Origin of the sequence: Chryseobacterium indoltheticum (assembly GCF_003815915.1) — a bacterium.
In the GTDB taxonomy this organism is placed as follows: domain Bacteria; phylum Bacteroidota; class Bacteroidia; order Flavobacteriales; family Weeksellaceae; genus Chryseobacterium; species Chryseobacterium indoltheticum.
Genome location: NZ_CP033929.1, coordinates 261,373 through 279,798, shown reverse-complemented (window position 1 = coordinate 279,798; position 18,426 = coordinate 261,373). Strand labels below are relative to the sequence as shown.

The following is an 18,426-nucleotide window of genomic DNA, read 5'->3' as shown; positions in this document are numbered from 1 at the left end:
AAGAAAAACTTTGGTATAATTATTTTATTAACTTTGATAAAAATAATGAATTATGTATCTAGCACAAATTGACTCAAAACAAAGTCAGGCTCCTTTTTATATAAATATTTTGTCTGACATTATTAACGGTGATACTGAGTATAAAGAGCAAATGGATACTGCGATCAAGGAAGCAGCATTAATTTCGGCAAATAAAAAAGATATTTATTCAGCAGAAAGGCAACATTATTTTTTGATTACTTCATTATTAATGCATTATAAAGATGAACTTTCCAGTATTAACCAAGAAATTAATAATTCTGTTTATAAAGAGATAATAGAATTACTAAATAAAAATTACTGTTATGACTGTTAAAGCAATTGAGCTACAATTGTTGCAACTGGAAGGTGTTTTTTCAAAAAGTAAAGGAAATATTTACTCAGATAAAAAGAAAGAAAAATATTTTGAAGATTTGTATTTACTATTTGATGCAATTAAAAAAGCTGATATAGAAAAATACGATGATAATTTGCAAGGAATTCATTACCAAATTTTAAACTATATTTTCGGTGCGTTAGAATTTTTAGATAATAGTACTTTAAATCTTATTCCTTTTGAAACTGTATTTTGTTTAGAAAAAGTTTTAGGTGAATGGATTTCCGATGATAATTTTATTATTGCAACATCATTGTCGAATAGAAATTTAGATTTTTACTTCATGGGTGAAAATGTTGAATTTTTCAAGTTAATGAATGATACAATTGAAAAATTATATGGTCTAAAAATTTCAAAAAGACTAATAAAAATTGTTTTACCTCGTGTTCTTTCTAGGGATTATCTATCAATAGTGGTTCTTTATCACGAACTAGGGCATTTTATCGACATTGAATTAAATATTAGTCAAAATATATTTTTCAAAAAATTTGGTTTCAAGTCTATTTATAGCAATACTGAAATACAAGAGCATCATCATACTATGGAATATTTTGCAGATGTTTTTGCTTCGCAATATATAAATGATGCTTCTAATTTATTTTTAAATTACATTTCGGCTGGTACACTTGATTCTACAACACATCCTGCTACTAAAAAAAGAGTGGAATTTGTTGATAAATTTTTGAACGGAGAAAAAATAGGTTTAATTGATGAGTTTAATTTAGTTTTGGCTGCTCAGTCAAAGCAACAAATTGAAATTAGACATACCGTTTTTGATGCAGATAGTTCTGATTTTAATGAATTTATACCGCAGCAAATTAATTCTGAAAATGAATTACATTCAGTTTTTAAGCTTGGCTGGGATTTTTGGAATAATTCAGAAACAAACACACTTAATAAAGTTCCAAAAAAACAAAGATATAACATAATAAATAACTTAGTTGAAAAGTCTATTTCTAATTATATAGTAGTATCTAAATGGCAAAATCTTTAATTTATGAGTCTTATTGTTAAAGAAGAATTGAAAAAGCTTTTAGAAAATAGAGAATTAATTATTACTCCAATTTTAGACGAAAAGCAATTTGGAGAAATTAGTTTTGATTTTAGAATTGGAACTGATTTTTTAACACAACATCAAGGAAGAAATGCTTTTATTGATACAACAAAAAATAATAATATAACTAGATCAATTAAAAGCAGTTACACTGAAACTAGAAGAAAATTAGGAGAAGAATTTTTGATTCACCCATCACAGCCAACATTGTTTTCAACTCTTGAATATGTTAAACTACCCAAAAATATTTATGCTGTCCTAAACCTAAGAAGTTCTTATAGTAGATTAGGACTATCAATATCTACGATAGTTCAGCCAGGATATTGTGGATGTTTATCAGTTGAAATTGTTAATTCTGGTAATACAAGTCTCAATATTTTAACAGGAACTAGGTTTTTACAAGCAAGATTTTTTAAAATCTCTGAGAATACAGAATACTTCAGCTCTGAACGAAAATATGCATGTCAAGTTAGACCAGTTTCTTCCAAAGCTAATGAAGATGAGGATTTGGAAAAATTAATAGGGATGAATATTTAAAATTACGCAAATGGAAAAGTAGTTGAGATGCTACAAAAGTATTCATGAAACTATTAAAACTTAACTACTAACCAAGCTAAAAAATATAAAAAAATCCGCAGAAAATTTCTGCGGTTTTTTTTATTCATGATGGTTAACCAAAAACGGGTTAAATTTTATTTTTTCGTATATTTTATTTCCATTGTTTTATACTCTTTGCCTGTTTTAGAATCAGGACCATACATTTCTAAAGTTTGATGAGTGTCGTCTACAAAAGTATAGACTTCTCTCATATTGCAGTCTTTTCCGGGTCTGGTAGGGTCTGTCATTTTTCCCTTAAATTCAATAGATTTTTTGGATGCATCCCAATCGCCTTCCATATTCATCAATCCGGTTCCCATATTGTCAATCCAAGTGCTTACAAATTTCTTTTTAGCATTGTCATACCCCGTAATGCTCATTCCTTCAAAAGGCATTCCCATAAAGTTTCCTTTGTGTTCACTACTTTGATAGCGCCCGTCAAAAATCATTTTATTGGTCGTTGTCGAGGTGCTTGTCATAGGTTTTCCGCCGTCTTCCATCCACATTGTATTTTCTCCAAGCCAGACTCCGTCAGATTTTGCCAACATTTTCTGCATATCTCCGGGTGTGGCAAATTCCATCCATGCTTTGTTTGCGGTTGCAGAATCTACCGGTTTCCATTCTTCATTGGCGATAGAATCTTTTCCGTCAGAGGTTTTTACATCAATTTTTGCTTTATCACAAGCGATAAACAGAAGTGCAGCGCAGGCTGTAAAGAATAAATTTTTCATAATTATTTAGTTTTTAGTTGTTTATAAATTTAATGAAAAATAGAATCCAAAAATAAATTATTTTAATCTTGACATTCAAATTTCTAATTACTATTTTTGTGTACTCGTAACGCAAATTAATTTATGGATTCTCAAAAAAAATTACAGGATATCAAAGTCGCTGTCGATGCCGTTATTTTCGGATATTTTGATAAAAAAGATCTTCAAATTCTTTTAATTAAAAGAAATATTGAACCATTCAAAGGCGGTTGGGCTTTACCTGGAGGTTTAGTTTTAGATGATGAAAATCTGGATGATGCTGTAAAAAGAGAATTGCAGGAAGAAGCTGGCATAAAACCTGATTTTTTGGAACAACTCTATACATTCGGGAATGTAGGTCGTGATCCTAGAAATAGAGTAGTTTCGGTAGCTTATTTGGGTTTGGTCAATCCTTCTTATCACGAATTGTTTGCAGATTCTGATGCGGAAGACGCGCAATGGTTCAGTGTGAATCAACTTCCTAAATTGGCTTTTGATCATCAAACTATTATTGATATTGCGTTAAAAAGACTTCGTACGAAAATTCAATATCAGCCGATTGGTTTTAATCTTTTAAATGAAGAATTTGTGTTTTCTGAACTCGAAAATCTTTACAAAACTATTATAGGACAAGAAATTGACCGCCGAAATTTCAGAAAAAAAATCATGAGCTACGGACTTCTCAATGAAACCTCCCAATTTAAAAAAGAAGGCAGCGGCAGACCCGGGAAATTATTCACTTTCAATCAGGAAAAGTATAAAGAGCTTGAAGAACAGGGTTTTTATTTTGAAATTAAATAGTTTTATTAATACAAATTTCACTAATCTTTTTGCATGAATTTCTAACAATATATTACTTCTCCAATGTCATTCAGAATGAAGCGAAGCCGAATGAAGAATCTATAAATTAGTGTTGAGATTCTTCCTGCGTCAGAATGACAAAATGAGCAAATAAACCACTTTCTTTAATTCTTTTTCCAATCGAAATTCATCAATCAATATTCAAATCTGAACCATTTGTGAAAAATATTTATGCATTTAATATTTAAATGAAATAAGTTTTTAATACTGAAAATCAGATAATTAAATTATTTAGCGTAAAATAAACACAAATTAATTTGGCTAATAAAATCAGATTGTTTTATATTTGTGTAATAATAACGCAATCATGAAATACACATTACAAAATACAATAGAAAAATTTCAGAAAAAAGAAAACATAGAATTCTTATTTTTCTGGGGACATACAGTAAAAGAGGAATTACAAAAGCTTGTTTCAGTCAATGGTTTCCTTTTAAATTTGAAGAAGAAGGAATTGAATATAAAACTGCAGAACATTATATGATGGCTGGAAAAGCTAAATTATTTAATGACGATAAAATTTTAGAAGAGATTTTAAAATCTGAAACTCCAAATCAAGCTAATAGTTTAGGTAGAAAAGTAAAAAACTTTGATTCAAAAATTTGGGACGAGCAAAAATATGAAATCGTAAAAAGAGCAAATTTTTTAAAGTTTTCGCAAAATCAGAAGTTTAAAGATTTTCTATTATCGACAAATAATAAAATTTTAGTAGAAGCAAGTCCATACGACACAGTCTGGGGAATCGGAATGCTGGAAACAGATTCAAAAGCACAAAATCCTTCATTCTGGAATGGAGAAAATTTGTTGGGATTTGCTTTAATGGAAGTTAGAGATTTATTAAAAGAATAGAAATATTTCGCAAAGAATTAAGGCAAAGCTATACAGTTTCAAATTAGTGTAAAATAAACACAAATAAAATATAAAAACATGGAAGAAGACTTAAAACCCAGATTTATCGAATCATTACAAAGAAATAATGATCAGATAAGAGAAGATCGAGCCCGAACAATCGGTGAAGATTCAGAGTTGATATACAGACGCCGAGTTGAAGACATTGAACTGAAAATAAAAAGACTGGAACGCGAACAGGAAGGTCTTATCGACATCAGTCCGTTAGACAAAAACAGTTTGACATTTGCCGATTTTCAGCCGGAAGCATTCGTTCAGAAAGACATAGAATTATCATTATTAATCAGAAATCTAAATATTCAACTGGAAGTTTCTACAAAAAGATTTGAATATTTATTTGGTAAAAAATTTTAGTTATGGGAAGTACAAGATACGACATGGACGCTCGTTATGACAGAGCAAGAAGAGAAGGTTATGCATCAAAATCTGCCAGTGAAATTTTCACTCAGAATGCAAAAAGAATGGCACACGAATCAATGAATCCTAAAAATATTTCTTTCAGAGAATCAAGAGATTCTGCGGTTCATCCGAATTCTGTTCCTATTATTTTAGGGCTTGATGTAACGGGAAGTATGGGACATATTCCTCATGAATTAATTAAAGAAGGTCTCCCAAAATTAATGGGTGGAATCATCCAAGGCGGAGTTCCCGATCCCGCACTTTTATTTTTAGGAATCGGAGACCATGAATGTGACGGTTATCCTTTACAAGTTGGTCAGTTTGAATCAGGAGATGAAGAATTGGATATGTGGTTGACAAGAACCTATATTGAATCAGGCGGTGGAGGAAATGCTGGAGAAAGTTATTTATTGGCTTGGTATTTTGCGGCTTTTCACACCAGAACCGATGCTTTTGAAAAAAGAAATCAAAAAGGCTTGTTATTTACGGTGGGTGATGAACCTTGCTTGAAAACACTTCCGGCTTCTGCGATTAGAGAGTTGATGGGAACGGGTCAACAGACTTTCAGACACACAGAATTATTGGCGGAAGCTCAAAAAAGATATGAAGTTTTTCACATTAGCGTTTTACATTCCGGGCAGGCAGAATATGCAAATAAAGGATGGAAAGATCTGTTGGGGCAAAACTGTTTGTCTATTGAAGATTACAGAGATGTTCCGAAGGTAATTAAAGATGTAGTTTGCAGTAAATTTAAAGAAGGCTTTAGTAAAACTAAAGATTTAGGTGGTTTTAATAATATTCAAATGTATTAAAAAATGAAAACAGCACAAATAATTATAGGCTTAGGTTTTGGTGATGAAGGAAAAGGAATCACCACCGATTTTCTGGCTCAGCAAAATCCTGAGTCAGTAGTTATTAGGTTTTCTGGCGGTCAACAGGCGGCGCATACGGTGATGATTGATAATAAAAAGCACATTCATTCCAGTTTTGCAAGTGGAGCGTTGCGGGGTTTGCCTTCTTATTTTACCGAGCACTGTACGATTCATCCGACTTTTTTATTCAATGAAAGAAAAGAATTGATCAAGAAAAACGGAAATATTGAACTGCATATTCATCCTTTAGCAAAAGTAACCACGCCTTTTGATGTTTTAAGCAATAGAAAAAATGTCAAAAACTTAGAACATGGAACGTGCGGAAAAGGCGTTGGAGCAACGATGAAAAGAAATGAAAGCCCGTTTAAGTTATTTGCGATTGATTTAATCGCTCCAAAATCAATGTTAATTGAAAAATTAAAAGGAATTGCCAATTATTACGGTTTTGAAGAAGGAGAGGAAATTCAAAATGCTTTACAGGATTTTTTAAATGCCGTTGATAAAATTGATTGGAAAATTGAAGGTTACAATTATCTGAATTCGTTTAACAATCTTATTTTTGAAGGAAGTCAGGGGATTTTGTTGGATATGGATCATGGCGTTTTCCCGAACGTAACATTTGCCAATACCACCTCAAAAAATGCGTATGAAGTTTGTAAATTGTTAAAGATTGAAAATATAGAAATGTTTTACGTCACAAGATCTTATTCAACACGTCACGGAAGCGGTTGGATGAGCAATGAAAATAATTTGACATTAAAAAATAATGAAGAGGAAACCTGTATTTTTAATGAATATCAAAAGGATCTCCGCTTTGGTAATTTAGATTATGACTTATTAAATTATGCTCTGAAATTGGATGAAGCTTATGTTTTTGCCAATAAGAAAAATCTGGTTGTGACTTGTTTAGATCAATTGGATGAGGAGTTTAAAATAGAAAATCTTGATGTAAAATTTGATATTGTTTATGGATTTTATTCTCCGTATTCAAAGGATTTTAAAAGAATTAATTGATGATTTTAAAAAAATATTTATTTGGAAATATTGGTTTTATATTTAATGACGGAATTTATTAGCTTTTTCTGCAGTTTAATAGCGGAAATAAGGCTTTTAAGAGAAAGCGGTATAGGTAATAATCAAAAAAATTAAATCATGATTACAGAGAATAAACAGGAGTTACTTGAAAAAGTAAAAATACTTAATCTAGAAGGAAATTATAATGAAGTTATAAATATTCTCACTGATTCAGTTTTAGAAGCATTTAGCAGTTATGAGCTGTATGCTGAAGTAACAGAATCAATGAGTAAAAGCAATAAAAAAAATTATCAAATTTATGCTATAAAGAGCTTAGAAATTTCAAAGAATGTAAAAGCAAATTTTCATTTAGGATGTTATTTTATTGAAAAAGAAAATTTTGAAAAAGCAAAAAAAACTTTTGAAGAAGGGCTTGAGATAGATCCCAAAAACCCTCTTTCATATCACGGATTAGGAAACTATTTTGTAAGAAAGATTGATTTAGAAAGTGCGAAAGATTGCTATAAAAAAGCATTGAACTTAGATCCTAATTTTTCAAATTCATATATTGGTTTAGCAGTTGTTTATCAACTTGATAACGATTTTCAAAAGTCAGAAGAATTGTATCTAAAAGCGCTAAAAATAAACTCAAAGTCGTCTGCAAATTATTTTAACCTAGCTTATTTAAATTTTCAGCAAAAAAAATATAAACACTCTAAGAGAAACTATCAAAGATTTATTGAGTTAGAAAGTGATAAAAGAAAGGATAGATATTATAATATTGCAATCGAAAAGCTTGAAGAATTAAATAAAATTTTAGCAAGTGAAGATTATAAAATTATAAAAGAGATTGTTGCTAAAATAAAAAAAACATTAGAGTATACAGATGAATGTGTTACACATTTTACAAGTATTTCTGTAACAAAATTATTAATTTTTGAAGATAGCAGATTTAGGTTATCAGAAGGTGCATATCTTAATGATACATCAGAAGGGATAGAGCTTTTTTCTTTTTTAAATTATCAATCACCTTTTGGTAGAAAGGAAAATCCAGTTGATGAAATTTTTGTCCAAAAACCTTTTATTGGAAGTTTTGTTTCAGAAAATAAACATAATGATTTAACAATGTGGAGGATGTATGGAAAAGAAGGAAAGGATGAGGCTAGAGGTTGTGCGTTAACAATGAAAGTAGATAAATTACGAGAAAAAATTCAAAAAGAACTTGGCACAACAAATTTAGAGGAAAATGAACCAGAAATTAAATTCTATAAAGTTGCTTATTGGAAAGATAATAAATTTATTATTCCAGATGAAAAAATATTAGGAACAAAAATTAAAAATTTAAATAAATATTGTTTAGAACTTAAAAATGCTATTGAAGAATTTAGTAAAAAAGATGAAGAGATAAAGATTCAAATTGATATTGAAGAGCTATTATTTGAAATTGCTTTTCTTTTTAAAGGAATAGAATATCAATATGAACACGAAATTAGATTAGTACAAAAAGGAATGGGATTCGATAAAATTGTAGATAAAAATTTTATAATACCACGTGTTTATATTGAGTTGACAGAAGTTTCAGAAAGTATAAAGAAAATTACATTGGGGCCAAAAGTAGAAAGAGCAGATGAATGGGCATCGGCATTTCATTATGAGTTGAAAAATAAAGAAATTGAAGCAGAAATTCATATTTCAAGACAACCATTTAAATAAAACTAAAAACGATGAAAATTGAATTAATAAAAGGTGACATCACCAAAATAAAAACAGACGCCATCGTCAATGCTGCCAATTCTTCATTACTTGGCGGTGGCGGAGTTGATGGAGCAATTCATCGTGCAGGAGGACCGGAAATTTTAGATGAATGTAAACAGATCAGAAATAGACAAAGAAAATGTAAAACCGGAGAAGCTGTGGTAACCACAGCCGGAAATCTTCCTGCAAAATATGTTATTCATACGGTCGGTCCTATTTGGAATAACGATGAAGAAAAATGTTCACCACAGTTAGCGAATTGCTATAAAAACTCATTAAAATTAGCTGAAAGCTTAAATGTAAAAACAATTTCTTTTCCGAATATCAGCACGGGAGTTTATAGATTTCCGAAAGAATTAGCTGCAAAAATTGCGATTCAGGAAGTGAAAAGTTTCGAATCTGATGTTATCGAGAAAGTTATTTTCGTCTGTTTTGATGATGAAAATGAAGAGATTTACAAGAAATTATTGGAATGAATTTAAATATTCCGATTCTAAATAATCTAGCAGGTTAATTCGATTGAAAAATCTGCATAATTTGCTAAATCTGCGGGAGATTAAAAAAATAAACAAATGAAAAAACTAACCATATTAACCGGCGCAGGAATCAGCGCCGAAAGCGGAATAAAAACATTCAGAGACGGAGATGGTCTTTGGGAAAATCATAGCATACCAGATGTGGCAAGTCCGGAAGGTTGGAGAAAAGACAGAGAATTAGTTCTTGAATTTTACAACCAAAGGCGTCGTCAAATCCATGAAGTTGAACCGAATAATGCGCACAAATTAATTGCAGATTTGGAAAAATATTTTGATGTTCAAATTATCACTCAAAATATCGACGATCTTCACGAAAGAGCGGGTTCAAAAAATATCATTCATCTTCACGGAGAGTTGTTGAAATCTTGCTCATGCAATAATAAAAGTTTGATTTACGATCAAAAAGAAGATATCAATATTGGAGACAAAGCAGAAGACGGAGCACAATTACGACCTTTAATTGTTTGGTTCGGGGAAGAAGTTCCGTTGATGAAAGAAGCCACGGAAAAAGCAAAAGAAGCCGATATTTTCTTAGTAATCGGAACTTCTTTGCAGGTCTATCCGGCTGCAGGATTGCTTCATGACATCAAAGATGATTGTTTGTTAATTGTCATCAATCCTAACGAAACAGGCTTCGGATACGGGCAAAGAGCCGTTGTAATGAAAGAAACCGCAACAAAAGGAATGAAATTATTGTTTGATAAATTGGTAAATCTAGCGGAATGAAAAATGTTGTAAAAGCCGGAATTTTCGGGGTTTGTATTGGCGATGCTTTGGGAGTTCCGGTGGAATTTAAGAAAAGAGAAGATTTAAAAACATACCCTGTTACCGGATATTTGGAATATATGTCTTGGAATCAACCCAAAGGAACTTGGAGCGATGACAGTTCATTAACTCTTTGCTTAGCTGATGAATTGACAAAAGGTTATGATCTCGAAAAAATAGGACAAAGCTTTGTTAAATGGAATAAATATGGACATTGGACGGCCCACGGAAGACTTTTCGATATTGGCGGAACAACAAGACATTCCATTGCAAGATTAATTAAAGGTGAAAGCGCTAGGTTTTCAGGAAATATTTTTGAAGAAGATAATGGCAATGGATCTTTGATGAGGATTCTTCCTTTGGCTTTTTATTTTAAAGATGAAGAAAATATTGAAAAGCTATATCAAATCGTAAAAGAAGTTTCATCAATTACACACGGACATTTTCGTTCTGTTTTTGCTTGCTTTATCTATGTTATTTTTGCTATTGAATTAATTAAAGGAAAAGACAAAAAAGAAGCATACAATCATGTTCAAAAAACAGCTTTGAAATATGCAGAAATTCAAGGTTTTAACCCAAATGAGATTCAGCTTTTTGAAAAGGTTTTAAGAAATGATATTTCAAGATATTCGGAAGACGAGATTAGAGGAAGTGGCTACGTTCTTCATAGCTTAGAAGCTTCATTATGGTGTTTCCTAAACACAGAAAATTATTCTGAGGCAGTTTTAAAAGCCGTCAATTTAGGAGAAGATACCGACACAACCGGAGCTATTACAGGTGGAATTGCAGGAATTTATTATGGTTTTGAAAACATTCCTGATGAGTGGATTGCGGAGTTGGTGAGAAAAGAGGATATTGAACTTTTGTGTGAAAAATTAGAAAACAAATTAATGAAATAAAACACAAACCATGAACGAACAGCATAAGAAAAAAACAAGCAAATTCCTGAGCTACGTTCTCAGGCATCATCCAGAAATTATCGGTTTGCATTTGGATGAAAACGGTTGGGCAGATGTTGACGAACTGATTACAAAATCCACAAACGATTCTCAAGGTTTTACTTTTGAAGAATTGGATGAAATTGTACAAACTAATGATAAAAAACGGTTTATTTTTAATGAAGATAAAACAAGAATCAGAGCAAATCAAGGGCATTCGATTGATATTAATTTAGCTTTAATTCCGCAACAGCCGCCAGAATTTCTCTACCATGGAACTGCGCAACGTAATATCGAATCCATTTTAGAAAAAGGAATTGAAAAAAGAAACCGACAACACGTTCATTTGAGTCAGGATATTGAAACGGCAACTAAAGTCGGAATGCGTCACGGAAAACCGATTATTCTAACCATCAATACAGAAAAAATGTTTGATGATGGGATAGAATTTTATCTTTCTGAAAATAATGTTTGGCTGACAGATTTTGTAGATATTAAATACATTTCGCAATAATAAAGACGAATAGTAAAATTAAAATTATCTATAAAAAAAATTTTGATTTTGTTATAATATATTTCATATATTAGTGTATTAATATCGGGGTATCTGAAAACCGTATAGAGTAGGAAAATCAAACTAATCATTATGAAAAAATTAAACAAAATCTCAAGAGAAAATTTAAAATTAATTAAAGGAGGAATTACACCAGAATGTGCATCTTGGTGGGGATCAGGTAGGCCATATTACACTACCGAAGCAGCTTGCATTCAAGCTTCTACCGCAGATCCTGACTTTGAACCATTTTGCGTTAATAAATGTGGACGTTGGTATGCTTTTTAAGTAAGTAATAAAGTGAAAAAATGCCCCTATAAAGTATCACACTATTAGGGGTTTTTTATGTGAAATAAAATTAGAAATTTAGGACAATCAAAAGGTTTTTAAATGATTTGAATGAAAAGAACATTAGCAATAGGAGATATTCACGGTGGCCTTAAAGCTTTGAAACAAGTTTTGGAAAGAGCCAATGTTAACGAAAATGATAAATTAATTTTCCTTGGAGATTATGTTGATGGCTGGAGTGAATCTTCTCAAGTCATTCAATTTTTAATCAAACTTTCCGAAAGGCAGGAATGTATTTTCATCAAGGGAAATCATGATGCATGGACGGAAGATTGGTTGTCTTTAGGAAATGCTCCCGATGTCTGGCTTTTCAACGGTGGACAAAGTACAGTTGACAGTTATTCTGAATATTTTTTGGAAGAGCTGGAAATTCACCTGGAATTTTTTCAAAAGATGAAAAATTATTATGTTGATGAAGAAAACCGTTTGTTTATTCATGCCGGTTATTCTTCGATGCACGGTCCTGAAAAAGAAGTTTATTCAAGCAATTATCGTTGGGATAGAACCTTATGGGAAACTGCAGTTGCAATGGATAAGAAGTTATCAAAAAACTCAGAACTTTATCCTAAGAGGTTACTTCTATATAAGGAAATTTTCATTGGACATACGCCAACTTTGCATTTAGGAGTTGATAAACCTGTGAATAAAGCCAATATTTGGAATCTTGATACAGGCGCTGCTTTTACAGGCGCATTGTCGATAATGAACGTTGAAACTAAAGAATTCTGGCAGAGCGACTTGCTACCAAATTTATATCCAAATGAAAAAGGTCGAAATAATTATAATATTAAAGTAAAATAAAAAATACGCTCCATTTCGAAGCGTGTTTTTCTATTTTCTAGGCAATCCTTTTTTCAAAGCATAATTGGCTCTTTCCACAGCCTTTTTTTCTTTCCAATCCATGTATTTCTTTTTGAATTGACCTTTCATGATATTGTCAAAATTTCTTTGGACGGTAAGATTCCATAAAGAATTTGCTTTTACAGCCCAGGATTTGTCCCATGCACGAAGCGAAAGAGAGAAGCTTCCGTCAAGATATTTCATCCAGTGCCACCATCCGGTTGGCATAAACAAAGTGTCGCCATGTTCCAGAAAACATTCGATTCCTTCCACACCGTCCAATGCAGGGAATTTTTCAAAATCAGGATTGGAAATATCAAAATCCTCCAAAGCATAAGTAGCGTAAGGTAATTTGTACAGTCTGTCTTTCCATTTGTATTCAAAAAGTAAAACATGTTTTCTTCCGTTGAAGTGCGTATGAAAAATATGAGCTAAATCAATATCAAAATGTAAAAAGGTTACCGAGCCTTTTCCTCCAAAAAACATGGAAGGATATTTATCTAAAAAACCACCCATCAAATCTGAAGGAGAGATATAGTCTTCCAATAATTTATTTGCCCTTTTGATAGGATCAAAAAAGAAAATCCTCAAATCTGTGGGTTCTCTTTGGATTAAATCGATGTAATCTGCAAACTTCATCTCCGTTGTCGGAGTATTGATTGGCGCTGCAGGATCTGCTTTTGCACTGTCGTACAGGGGAACGGTAACATCTCCTACCACTTCCTTCACATAATCCATCGTCCATTTTTGATAGGCTGGCCATTTTCTAGCCATATTTTTTATCACCACCGGCTTTCTTGGTATCAGATATTTCTCGCGAAACTCCTCCTGAGTAATATCGTCGACAATATCAATAGGCTTTAGAATAACCCCCATTTGTTTAAAATTTTATGTTACAAAATTATTAAATATTTACTTACGGAAAATGAATTAAGATATTTTTAATCTATGACCTTAATCATTTTTCTATTTAGATCGAATAAAAATTTATTTTTAAACACTATAAAAACTATTACATAATACTAATTATGTTGAACAAGTATTTGTGATAAATATTTAATCAACAAAATATTTCATAAAATGCTTTTCATGAATAAAACATGTAAAATGATAAATAAAATCTGTAAAAAAAAGGAATTTTTTTTAGTATGTTTGCTATATGACACAGATGAGAATTCGCGAAACATTTCAGGCGTTCTGCCGTATTTATTTCTTTTAAAAGTCATAAAATGATGCATCATCCGATCTGTACTGTTTATTCTAGACAAAATTGTACAGGTAGGGAAACAATTATTTATTAATTTTAAATCCAATTTATTATGAAAAAGAAATTTTTATTAGGTGCTATGTTTAGCATCATGACTTTATCAATTATGTCTTTTGCTGAAAAATTTATGGCAGTTTGGACTTCAACGTGTGGGGTAAAACATTACACCACATTTACTGAAGGAACTAGTCAATCTTTGATGGCTTGGCACATAGCAAATATTAACGAAAAAGAATGTAATGGTGTAAGGCCAACTGTCACTTTTAACTAGTTTTTAATTTGGGACAGGAAGAATTCCTGTCCCATTTGAAATAGTAAAATTATGAAATTACCATTATTTATTTGTAGAGATGGTAAAATAGCACAATTCTTAAAAAATTAAAACTCTCAGTATGAAAAAGCATCTTGTATGCATAGTACTATTTTGGATATGTACATTTGTAAAATCTCAGAAAGTAGAATTTAACCCCCTAGTTAAAGCAACCTACCAAAGTTTTTTAAAATTTAGTAATAATTATCCGGTAAAACCACAAACTTTTATATTGATAGGAAATACGAAAGACTATTATTTTGCTGGCTATAAGAACTATCATAAAGATCTTGATTTGGAAGAAGCATCTAAAAAAGGAAATGGAATTAGCCTCACAGCAGGAGATTATTTTCAAGAGAGAATTATAAAAAAAAATGGTATAACAAATTTGTTCGGTATGTTCAGAGATGAAAGATTAAGATATGAAGAAAATGTTACACTAAAATGGGTACTTTATAGTGATACGAAAATAATTAATGGTGTAAAGTGCCAAATGGCAGCAACCAATAAATATGGCAGGAGATGGATTGCCTATTTTTCTACCGGACATGCGATACCGATCGGACCATACAAATTTACTGGGTTACCCGGTTTGATATTTGAAATTTATGATACAAAAAATGATTATCATTTTACGTTAATAAAACTCGAAGAATATCCCAACAAATTTGAATTTAATCTGGGAGGGTATAAGAAATTTAATAAAAAAGATTTTTTAAAAGCATCTTATAATTTAGAATTTACATATGCTGGTTTTCCAATGGATGCTGATATGAGAAAAGAAGCTGAAGACATAATGACAGCGAAGAGGAAACGGTATAATAATCCGCTAGAATTAAAGCCCTTCGAATGATTTTTGAAATTTTATGTAAAAAAACTATCTTTTTTAAGCTATTTATCAAATCTTCTAGTTTAGAGTTAAATTTATCCACAGATTCTTTGTCGGAAATGTTAAAGATAATTAAACCCACTGAATTATCTTTATTGTCAAAAGTATTATTTGATATTTCTAATTTTCTTTCGGAATCAAAAAGATCTTGAATTTTTACATCAAAAATTTCTACCAATTTCGGGATGTACTGAGATTTAATATCTGTAATCTCACTTTCCCAATTTACATTAGTATTTCGGTCTATTCCTAATAAATCGGCAATATCCTGATTAGAATATTCTTAGTCTCTTTAAATTGTTTCCTACTCACATATGATATATTATTTAAATTTATGATATAAACTAAAACATCAAAGAAAAAATGATGAAAATTGAAAGTAAAGAAAAATTATCACTATTTTTGTAGTGATAATTTTGTTTTTAACTTTTATATAAAATTTATATCTCTATAAAGTGTAACAAAAGAGCTTAACACATAACTAATTACTCAAATAATAAATTATGAAGTCGCAGAGATTGGTAAAATACTCATTAATCAAGGCCTTGCGATTCTATTTAACCGTTAAAAAAATAAATAAATACATATGAAAAGAAAAATTTACCTTTTCCTGATGGTTTTTTTCTCTGTGATAACGTTTGCCCAAAAAACAGTTTCCGGAAAAATTACCGATGAAGATGGTGTGGCGATTCCAAGCGCAAGTGTAACGATTGAAGAACCCGGAAAAGATGCAATTCTCGCATACGGAATTACCAATTCTAAAGGTGAATACAAAGTTACTTTTACTTCATCAGAACCCAATGTAGATCTGAAAGTGAAAGCCTTTAATCAAAAACCCCTCACAAAACAAATCAGCAACAGCGATCAAACCCTTGCCTTCAAATTACAATCTGAAGCAACCGAAATAAAAGAAGTACAGCTGAAAACCAAAATGATCACGGCAAGAGGCGATACTATTTCTTATGATTTGAAAGCTTTCGACAATAAGAACGACCGTACTTTGGCCGATATCATGAAAAAAATTCCGGGCATTGAGGTAAATGCAGACGGAACGATTCTTTACCAAGGTAATGCGATCAATAAATTCTATGTTGAAGGTAAAGACTTGATGGAAGGCGGTTACGGAACGATTACAAACTCATTACCAAAAGACGCTATTTCAAAACTCGAAGTTTTAGAAAACCACCAACCGGTAAAAATGTTACAGGGAAAAATTCCTTCGGATGCTGCGGCAATTAATATTAGGCTTAAAAAATCTGTAACGATGACGGGTAGAGGAGAAGTAGGTTCCGGATTTGGTGATCCGTGGCTGTGGAATGTAAAATTAACGCCTATGTTTTTCAGTAAAAAGCAACAATGGGTTGTTAATTACAAAACGAATAATATGGGAGAGCAGGTAGAAAATGAAGGTAACATTCTGGCTTTTGGAAGTTCTTGGGAAGGCAGAAGAGGAAACGCTTCACAAAATAACTGGTTGGGTGTAGAAAATGCTTCTGTACCCAATCTTCCGGTCAAGAGATATTTATTTAATAATGTACATTATTTATCTGCTAATTATCTTACTAATATAGATTCGAAGAAAGAGTGGGAATTTAAAGCAAATGCCAATTATACCAATAATGCTGTAGAGAGAGAATCTAATAGTGTTACAAGAGATTTTCAACAAGGAACACAATATAACACAAGATTTTTAAATAACTTTTACACAGATAAGCTGAAAGGAGAGCTAATTTTTACTAAGAATGCTAAGAAAGGATTCTTTAAGAATACAACAACCTTTTCTCAATTTTGGAACGGAGACCGTGCTTTTGCAGAGAGAAATGATAGAATTGGTTACAGAACGGGTAACGAAAGCGTACAATCACCAACTTCATCTTTTCAAAACTCTTTAAGTACAATTATTCCGTGGAAAGAAAAAATGGTGAATTTGAAATCATATATTAATTATCAAGATGACAGACAGACTTTAGAGATCTCTCCAGCAAATTATTTACAGCTACCCTATAAAAATTTAGTTAAAGATACAATAACGAATATAAACTTTGCAGGTGGAAGTACTGCTCTACAGGATTTCAGAATTAGAACATTGGATACTTCACATTCGGCAAACATTAGTTTTACAGCTAAAGGATGGACTTTTACTCCAGAAATTGGGATTGATGTCTCAACAGATAAACTTAATACAAATTTTGAAGGAACAGCAATTCCTAATCCAAGTATTACAGATGATATACCACTTAATTTTAATGATTTATCGTACGAAAATGATTTGACGTTTGCTGAAATTACGCCGCGAGCTTCTATCACTGCAAATTACAAATCTGACGCATGGAATGTCTGGGCAAGTTTACCAGTAAATTTTAATAATATTAAAGCTGAAGATGCATTTAGAAATGTTTCAAAAACTTTAAATAAAACTACATTTACGCCTAATCTTTTTGCACAGTACAGTTTTGCATCATTCTTTAAAGCAAGTGTTAACGGGAATATTAGTAATAATTTCGGCGATATACAAACTGCTTATGCAGGATATGTTTTAACAAGTCCAAGTGGTTTTAATGTAATGAATCCTAAAAATCCTATTCCTCAAACCAATACAAAAAGCGGTGGTGCAAGATTAGAATATAGAAATCCTTTGAATAATCTTTTTTTTAATGTAGGTTATAGATTAAGTGATACCAAAAATAACTTATTGGCTTCGAGTGCAGTGAATGATCTAGGTTTTAGTGTTGTAGAGTATATAGAAAGTGAAAACAAAAGAACAAACAATTCTTATTATGCCGAAATAGGAAAGTATTTCCCAAAATTTAAGACTAATGCTTCAGTAACTTTTAATGATACCACTTCAAAGTCTCAGTCTAGAAGAAATAACGAGGATATTAATACTACAAACGAAAGTAATAGTTTAGGATTTAAATTCAATAATACTTACTTCTCGTGGATGAGTGTAGATTTCAACTTTACAAAAACTTGGAATAAACAATCAAATGGAATTATTAGCAATGATTTAGGAAAAACAGAAAACTATAATCACAACTTAAATGTATTTTTCTATCCTTTAGAAAGCCATACAATTGGTTTCTATTGGGATCAGATCAACTCAAATCTGGGAGATACTAAACTGAATAATGGTTTCTTTGATTTATCATACCAATTTAGTTGGACTGCCAAGAAGGTTGACTTCGAATTAAAATGGATGAATATTGCTGACAAAAAAGTCTTTGAACGAATCAGTGTTGGTGACGCCACGATTACTCAAACGACAATGCAACTCAGACCAAGCCAAGTTATGCTTTCAGTAAAATTCAACTTTAAATAAAAAGTAAGAAAAACCAATCTCATTGAGATTGGTTTT

General features: G+C 31.4%; 20 protein-coding genes. 18 read left to right on the top strand and 2 right to left on the bottom strand.

Annotated features, from left to right (window positions below):
- Positions 1 to 52 precede the first annotated feature (52 nt).
- The 3 genes from EG358_RS01365 to dcd are packed head-to-tail and all read left to right on the top strand — an operon-like array spanning position 53 to position 2,006.
- The gene (locus EG358_RS01365) at positions 53 to 355 is read left to right on the top strand and encodes a hypothetical protein (RefSeq protein WP_076561399.1); all 303 of its coding nucleotides are present in this window, start codon (positions 53 to 55) and stop codon (positions 353 to 355) included.
- Positions 345 to 1,409, top strand: coding sequence for a hypothetical protein (locus tag EG358_RS01360; protein WP_076561400.1), 1,065 nt, complete (start codon positions 345 to 347; stop codon positions 1,407 to 1,409). The genes EG358_RS01365 and EG358_RS01360 overlap by 11 nt, the downstream gene beginning before the upstream one ends.
- Before the next feature lie 3 nt (positions 1,410 to 1,412).
- Entirely contained in the window at positions 1,413 to 2,006 is a 594-nt protein-coding gene (gene dcd, locus EG358_RS01355; protein WP_076561401.1) for a dCTP deaminase, read from the top strand.
- Between the two features lie 155 nt (positions 2,007 to 2,161).
- On the opposite strand, the gene EG358_RS01350 is transcribed toward dcd, so the two are convergent.
- Positions 2,162 to 2,797 carry a DUF1579 domain-containing protein gene (locus EG358_RS01350; protein WP_076561402.1) on the bottom strand — a complete coding sequence of 212 codons (636 nt, stop codon included), beginning with the start codon at positions 2,795 to 2,797 and terminating at the stop codon, positions 2,162 to 2,164.
- Between the two features lie 123 nt (positions 2,798 to 2,920).
- Between EG358_RS01350 and EG358_RS01345 the strand changes: the two genes are divergently transcribed.
- The 12 genes from EG358_RS01345 (at position 2,921) to EG358_RS01290 (ending at position 12,566) form a co-directional block, all read left to right on the top strand.
- Positions 2,921 to 3,616, top strand: a complete 696-nt coding sequence (locus EG358_RS01345) for an NUDIX hydrolase (protein WP_076561403.1) — start codon at positions 2,921 to 2,923, stop codon at positions 3,614 to 3,616.
- 372 nt (positions 3,617 to 3,988) lie between these two features.
- Complete coding sequence (locus EG358_RS01340) at positions 3,989 to 4,525, top strand: NADAR family protein (RefSeq protein ID WP_317048031.1); 537 nt, start codon at positions 3,989 to 3,991, stop codon at positions 4,523 to 4,525.
- A gap of 78 nt (positions 4,526 to 4,603) precedes the next feature.
- Positions 4,604 to 4,939, top strand: a complete 336-nt coding sequence (locus tag EG358_RS01335; RefSeq protein WP_076561404.1) for a hypothetical protein — start codon at positions 4,604 to 4,606, stop codon at positions 4,937 to 4,939.
- A gap of 2 nt (positions 4,940 to 4,941) precedes the next feature.
- A complete protein-coding gene (locus EG358_RS01330) occupies positions 4,942 to 5,796 on the top strand; it encodes a hypothetical protein (protein ID WP_076561405.1) in 855 nt (284 codons plus the stop codon).
- 3 nt (positions 5,797 to 5,799) lie between these two features.
- Complete coding sequence (locus tag EG358_RS01325; RefSeq protein ID WP_076561406.1) at positions 5,800 to 6,870, top strand: adenylosuccinate synthetase; 1,071 nt, start codon at positions 5,800 to 5,802, stop codon at positions 6,868 to 6,870.
- Positions 6,871 to 7,008: 138 nt separating this feature from the next.
- Positions 7,009 to 8,583, top strand: coding sequence for a tetratricopeptide repeat protein (locus EG358_RS01320; protein WP_076561407.1), 1,575 nt, complete (start codon positions 7,009 to 7,011; stop codon positions 8,581 to 8,583).
- 11 nt (positions 8,584 to 8,594) lie between these two features.
- The gene (locus tag EG358_RS01315; RefSeq protein ID WP_076561408.1) at positions 8,595 to 9,101 is read left to right on the top strand and encodes an O-acetyl-ADP-ribose deacetylase; all 507 of its coding nucleotides are present in this window, start codon (positions 8,595 to 8,597) and stop codon (positions 9,099 to 9,101) included.
- A gap of 96 nt (positions 9,102 to 9,197) precedes the next feature.
- On the top strand, positions 9,198 to 9,887 hold the full coding sequence (locus EG358_RS01310) for an SIR2 family NAD-dependent protein deacylase (RefSeq protein ID WP_076561409.1): 690 nt from the start codon (positions 9,198 to 9,200) through the stop codon (positions 9,885 to 9,887).
- The gene (locus EG358_RS01305; protein ID WP_076561410.1) at positions 9,884 to 10,825 is read left to right on the top strand and encodes an ADP-ribosylglycohydrolase family protein; all 942 of its coding nucleotides are present in this window, start codon (positions 9,884 to 9,886) and stop codon (positions 10,823 to 10,825) included. Before EG358_RS01310 ends, EG358_RS01305 begins: the two co-directional genes overlap by 4 nt.
- A 10-nt stretch (positions 10,826 to 10,835) precedes the next feature.
- Positions 10,836 to 11,378, top strand: a complete 543-nt coding sequence (locus tag EG358_RS01300; RefSeq protein ID WP_076561411.1) for an RNA 2'-phosphotransferase — start codon at positions 10,836 to 10,838, stop codon at positions 11,376 to 11,378.
- 132 nt (positions 11,379 to 11,510) lie between these two features.
- Positions 11,511 to 11,705, top strand: a complete 195-nt coding sequence (locus EG358_RS01295) for a hypothetical protein (RefSeq protein ID WP_076561412.1) — start codon at positions 11,511 to 11,513, stop codon at positions 11,703 to 11,705.
- A 111-nt stretch (positions 11,706 to 11,816) separates the two neighbouring features.
- Complete coding sequence (locus tag EG358_RS01290; protein ID WP_076561413.1) at positions 11,817 to 12,566, top strand: metallophosphoesterase; 750 nt, start codon at positions 11,817 to 11,819, stop codon at positions 12,564 to 12,566.
- A gap of 30 nt (positions 12,567 to 12,596) precedes the next feature.
- Here EG358_RS01290 and EG358_RS01285 read toward each other — a convergent pair whose 3' ends face one another.
- A complete protein-coding gene (locus EG358_RS01285; protein ID WP_076561414.1) occupies positions 12,597 to 13,481 on the bottom strand; it encodes a cupin-like domain-containing protein in 885 nt (294 codons plus the stop codon).
- Between the two features lie 443 nt (positions 13,482 to 13,924).
- Between EG358_RS01285 and EG358_RS01280 the strand changes: the two genes are divergently transcribed.
- The 3 genes from EG358_RS01280 (at position 13,925) to EG358_RS01270 (ending at position 18,390) form a co-directional block, all read left to right on the top strand.
- Positions 13,925 to 14,143, top strand: a complete 219-nt coding sequence (locus tag EG358_RS01280) for a hypothetical protein (RefSeq protein ID WP_076561415.1) — start codon at positions 13,925 to 13,927, stop codon at positions 14,141 to 14,143.
- Between the two features lie 121 nt (positions 14,144 to 14,264).
- Entirely contained in the window at positions 14,265 to 15,035 is a 771-nt protein-coding gene (locus EG358_RS01275) for a GLPGLI family protein (protein ID WP_076561416.1), read from the top strand.
- Between the two features lie 622 nt (positions 15,036 to 15,657).
- On the top strand, positions 15,658 to 18,390 hold the full coding sequence (locus tag EG358_RS01270) for a carboxypeptidase-like regulatory domain-containing protein (protein WP_076561417.1): 2,733 nt from the start codon (positions 15,658 to 15,660) through the stop codon (positions 18,388 to 18,390).
- Positions 18,391 to 18,426: the final 36 nt, after the last annotated feature.

What these genes read in the sequence shown, in the direction of transcription:
- EG358_RS01360 (WP_076561400.1), top strand. Translation starts at nt 345, where the DNA reads ATGACTGTTAAAGCAATTGAGCTACAATTGTTGCAACTGGAAGGTGTT.
- EG358_RS01285 (WP_076561414.1), bottom strand. Translation starts at nt 13,481, where the DNA reads ATGGGGGTTATTCTAAAGCCTATTGATATTGTCGACGATATTACTCAG.
- EG358_RS01295 (WP_076561412.1), top strand. Translation starts at nt 11,511, where the DNA reads ATGAAAAAATTAAACAAAATCTCAAGAGAAAATTTAAAATTAATTAAA.
- EG358_RS01345 (WP_076561403.1), top strand. Translation starts at nt 2,921, where the DNA reads ATGGATTCTCAAAAAAAATTACAGGATATCAAAGTCGCTGTCGATGCC.
- EG358_RS01310 (WP_076561409.1), top strand. Translation starts at nt 9,198, where the DNA reads ATGAAAAAACTAACCATATTAACCGGCGCAGGAATCAGCGCCGAAAGC.
- EG358_RS01330 (WP_076561405.1), top strand. Translation starts at nt 4,942, where the DNA reads ATGGGAAGTACAAGATACGACATGGACGCTCGTTATGACAGAGCAAGA.
- EG358_RS01315 (WP_076561408.1), top strand. Translation starts at nt 8,595, where the DNA reads ATGAAAATTGAATTAATAAAAGGTGACATCACCAAAATAAAAACAGAC.
- EG358_RS01290 (WP_076561413.1), top strand. Translation starts at nt 11,817, where the DNA reads ATGAAAAGAACATTAGCAATAGGAGATATTCACGGTGGCCTTAAAGCT.
- EG358_RS01275 (WP_076561416.1), top strand. Translation starts at nt 14,265, where the DNA reads ATGAAAAAGCATCTTGTATGCATAGTACTATTTTGGATATGTACATTT.
- EG358_RS01365 (WP_076561399.1), top strand. Translation starts at nt 53, where the DNA reads ATGTATCTAGCACAAATTGACTCAAAACAAAGTCAGGCTCCTTTTTAT.
- EG358_RS01270 (WP_076561417.1), top strand. Translation starts at nt 15,658, where the DNA reads ATGAAAAGAAAAATTTACCTTTTCCTGATGGTTTTTTTCTCTGTGATA.
- EG358_RS01300 (WP_076561411.1), top strand. Translation starts at nt 10,836, where the DNA reads ATGAACGAACAGCATAAGAAAAAAACAAGCAAATTCCTGAGCTACGTT.
- EG358_RS01280 (WP_076561415.1), top strand. Translation starts at nt 13,925, where the DNA reads ATGAAAAAGAAATTTTTATTAGGTGCTATGTTTAGCATCATGACTTTA.
- EG358_RS01325 (WP_076561406.1), top strand. Translation starts at nt 5,800, where the DNA reads ATGAAAACAGCACAAATAATTATAGGCTTAGGTTTTGGTGATGAAGGA.
- dcd (WP_076561401.1), top strand. Translation starts at nt 1,413, where the DNA reads ATGAGTCTTATTGTTAAAGAAGAATTGAAAAAGCTTTTAGAAAATAGA.
- EG358_RS01305 (WP_076561410.1), top strand. Translation starts at nt 9,884, where the DNA reads ATGAAAAATGTTGTAAAAGCCGGAATTTTCGGGGTTTGTATTGGCGAT.
- EG358_RS01335 (WP_076561404.1), top strand. Translation starts at nt 4,604, where the DNA reads ATGGAAGAAGACTTAAAACCCAGATTTATCGAATCATTACAAAGAAAT.
- EG358_RS01320 (WP_076561407.1), top strand. Translation starts at nt 7,009, where the DNA reads ATGATTACAGAGAATAAACAGGAGTTACTTGAAAAAGTAAAAATACTT.
- EG358_RS01350 (WP_076561402.1), bottom strand. Translation starts at nt 2,797, where the DNA reads ATGAAAAATTTATTCTTTACAGCCTGCGCTGCACTTCTGTTTATCGCT.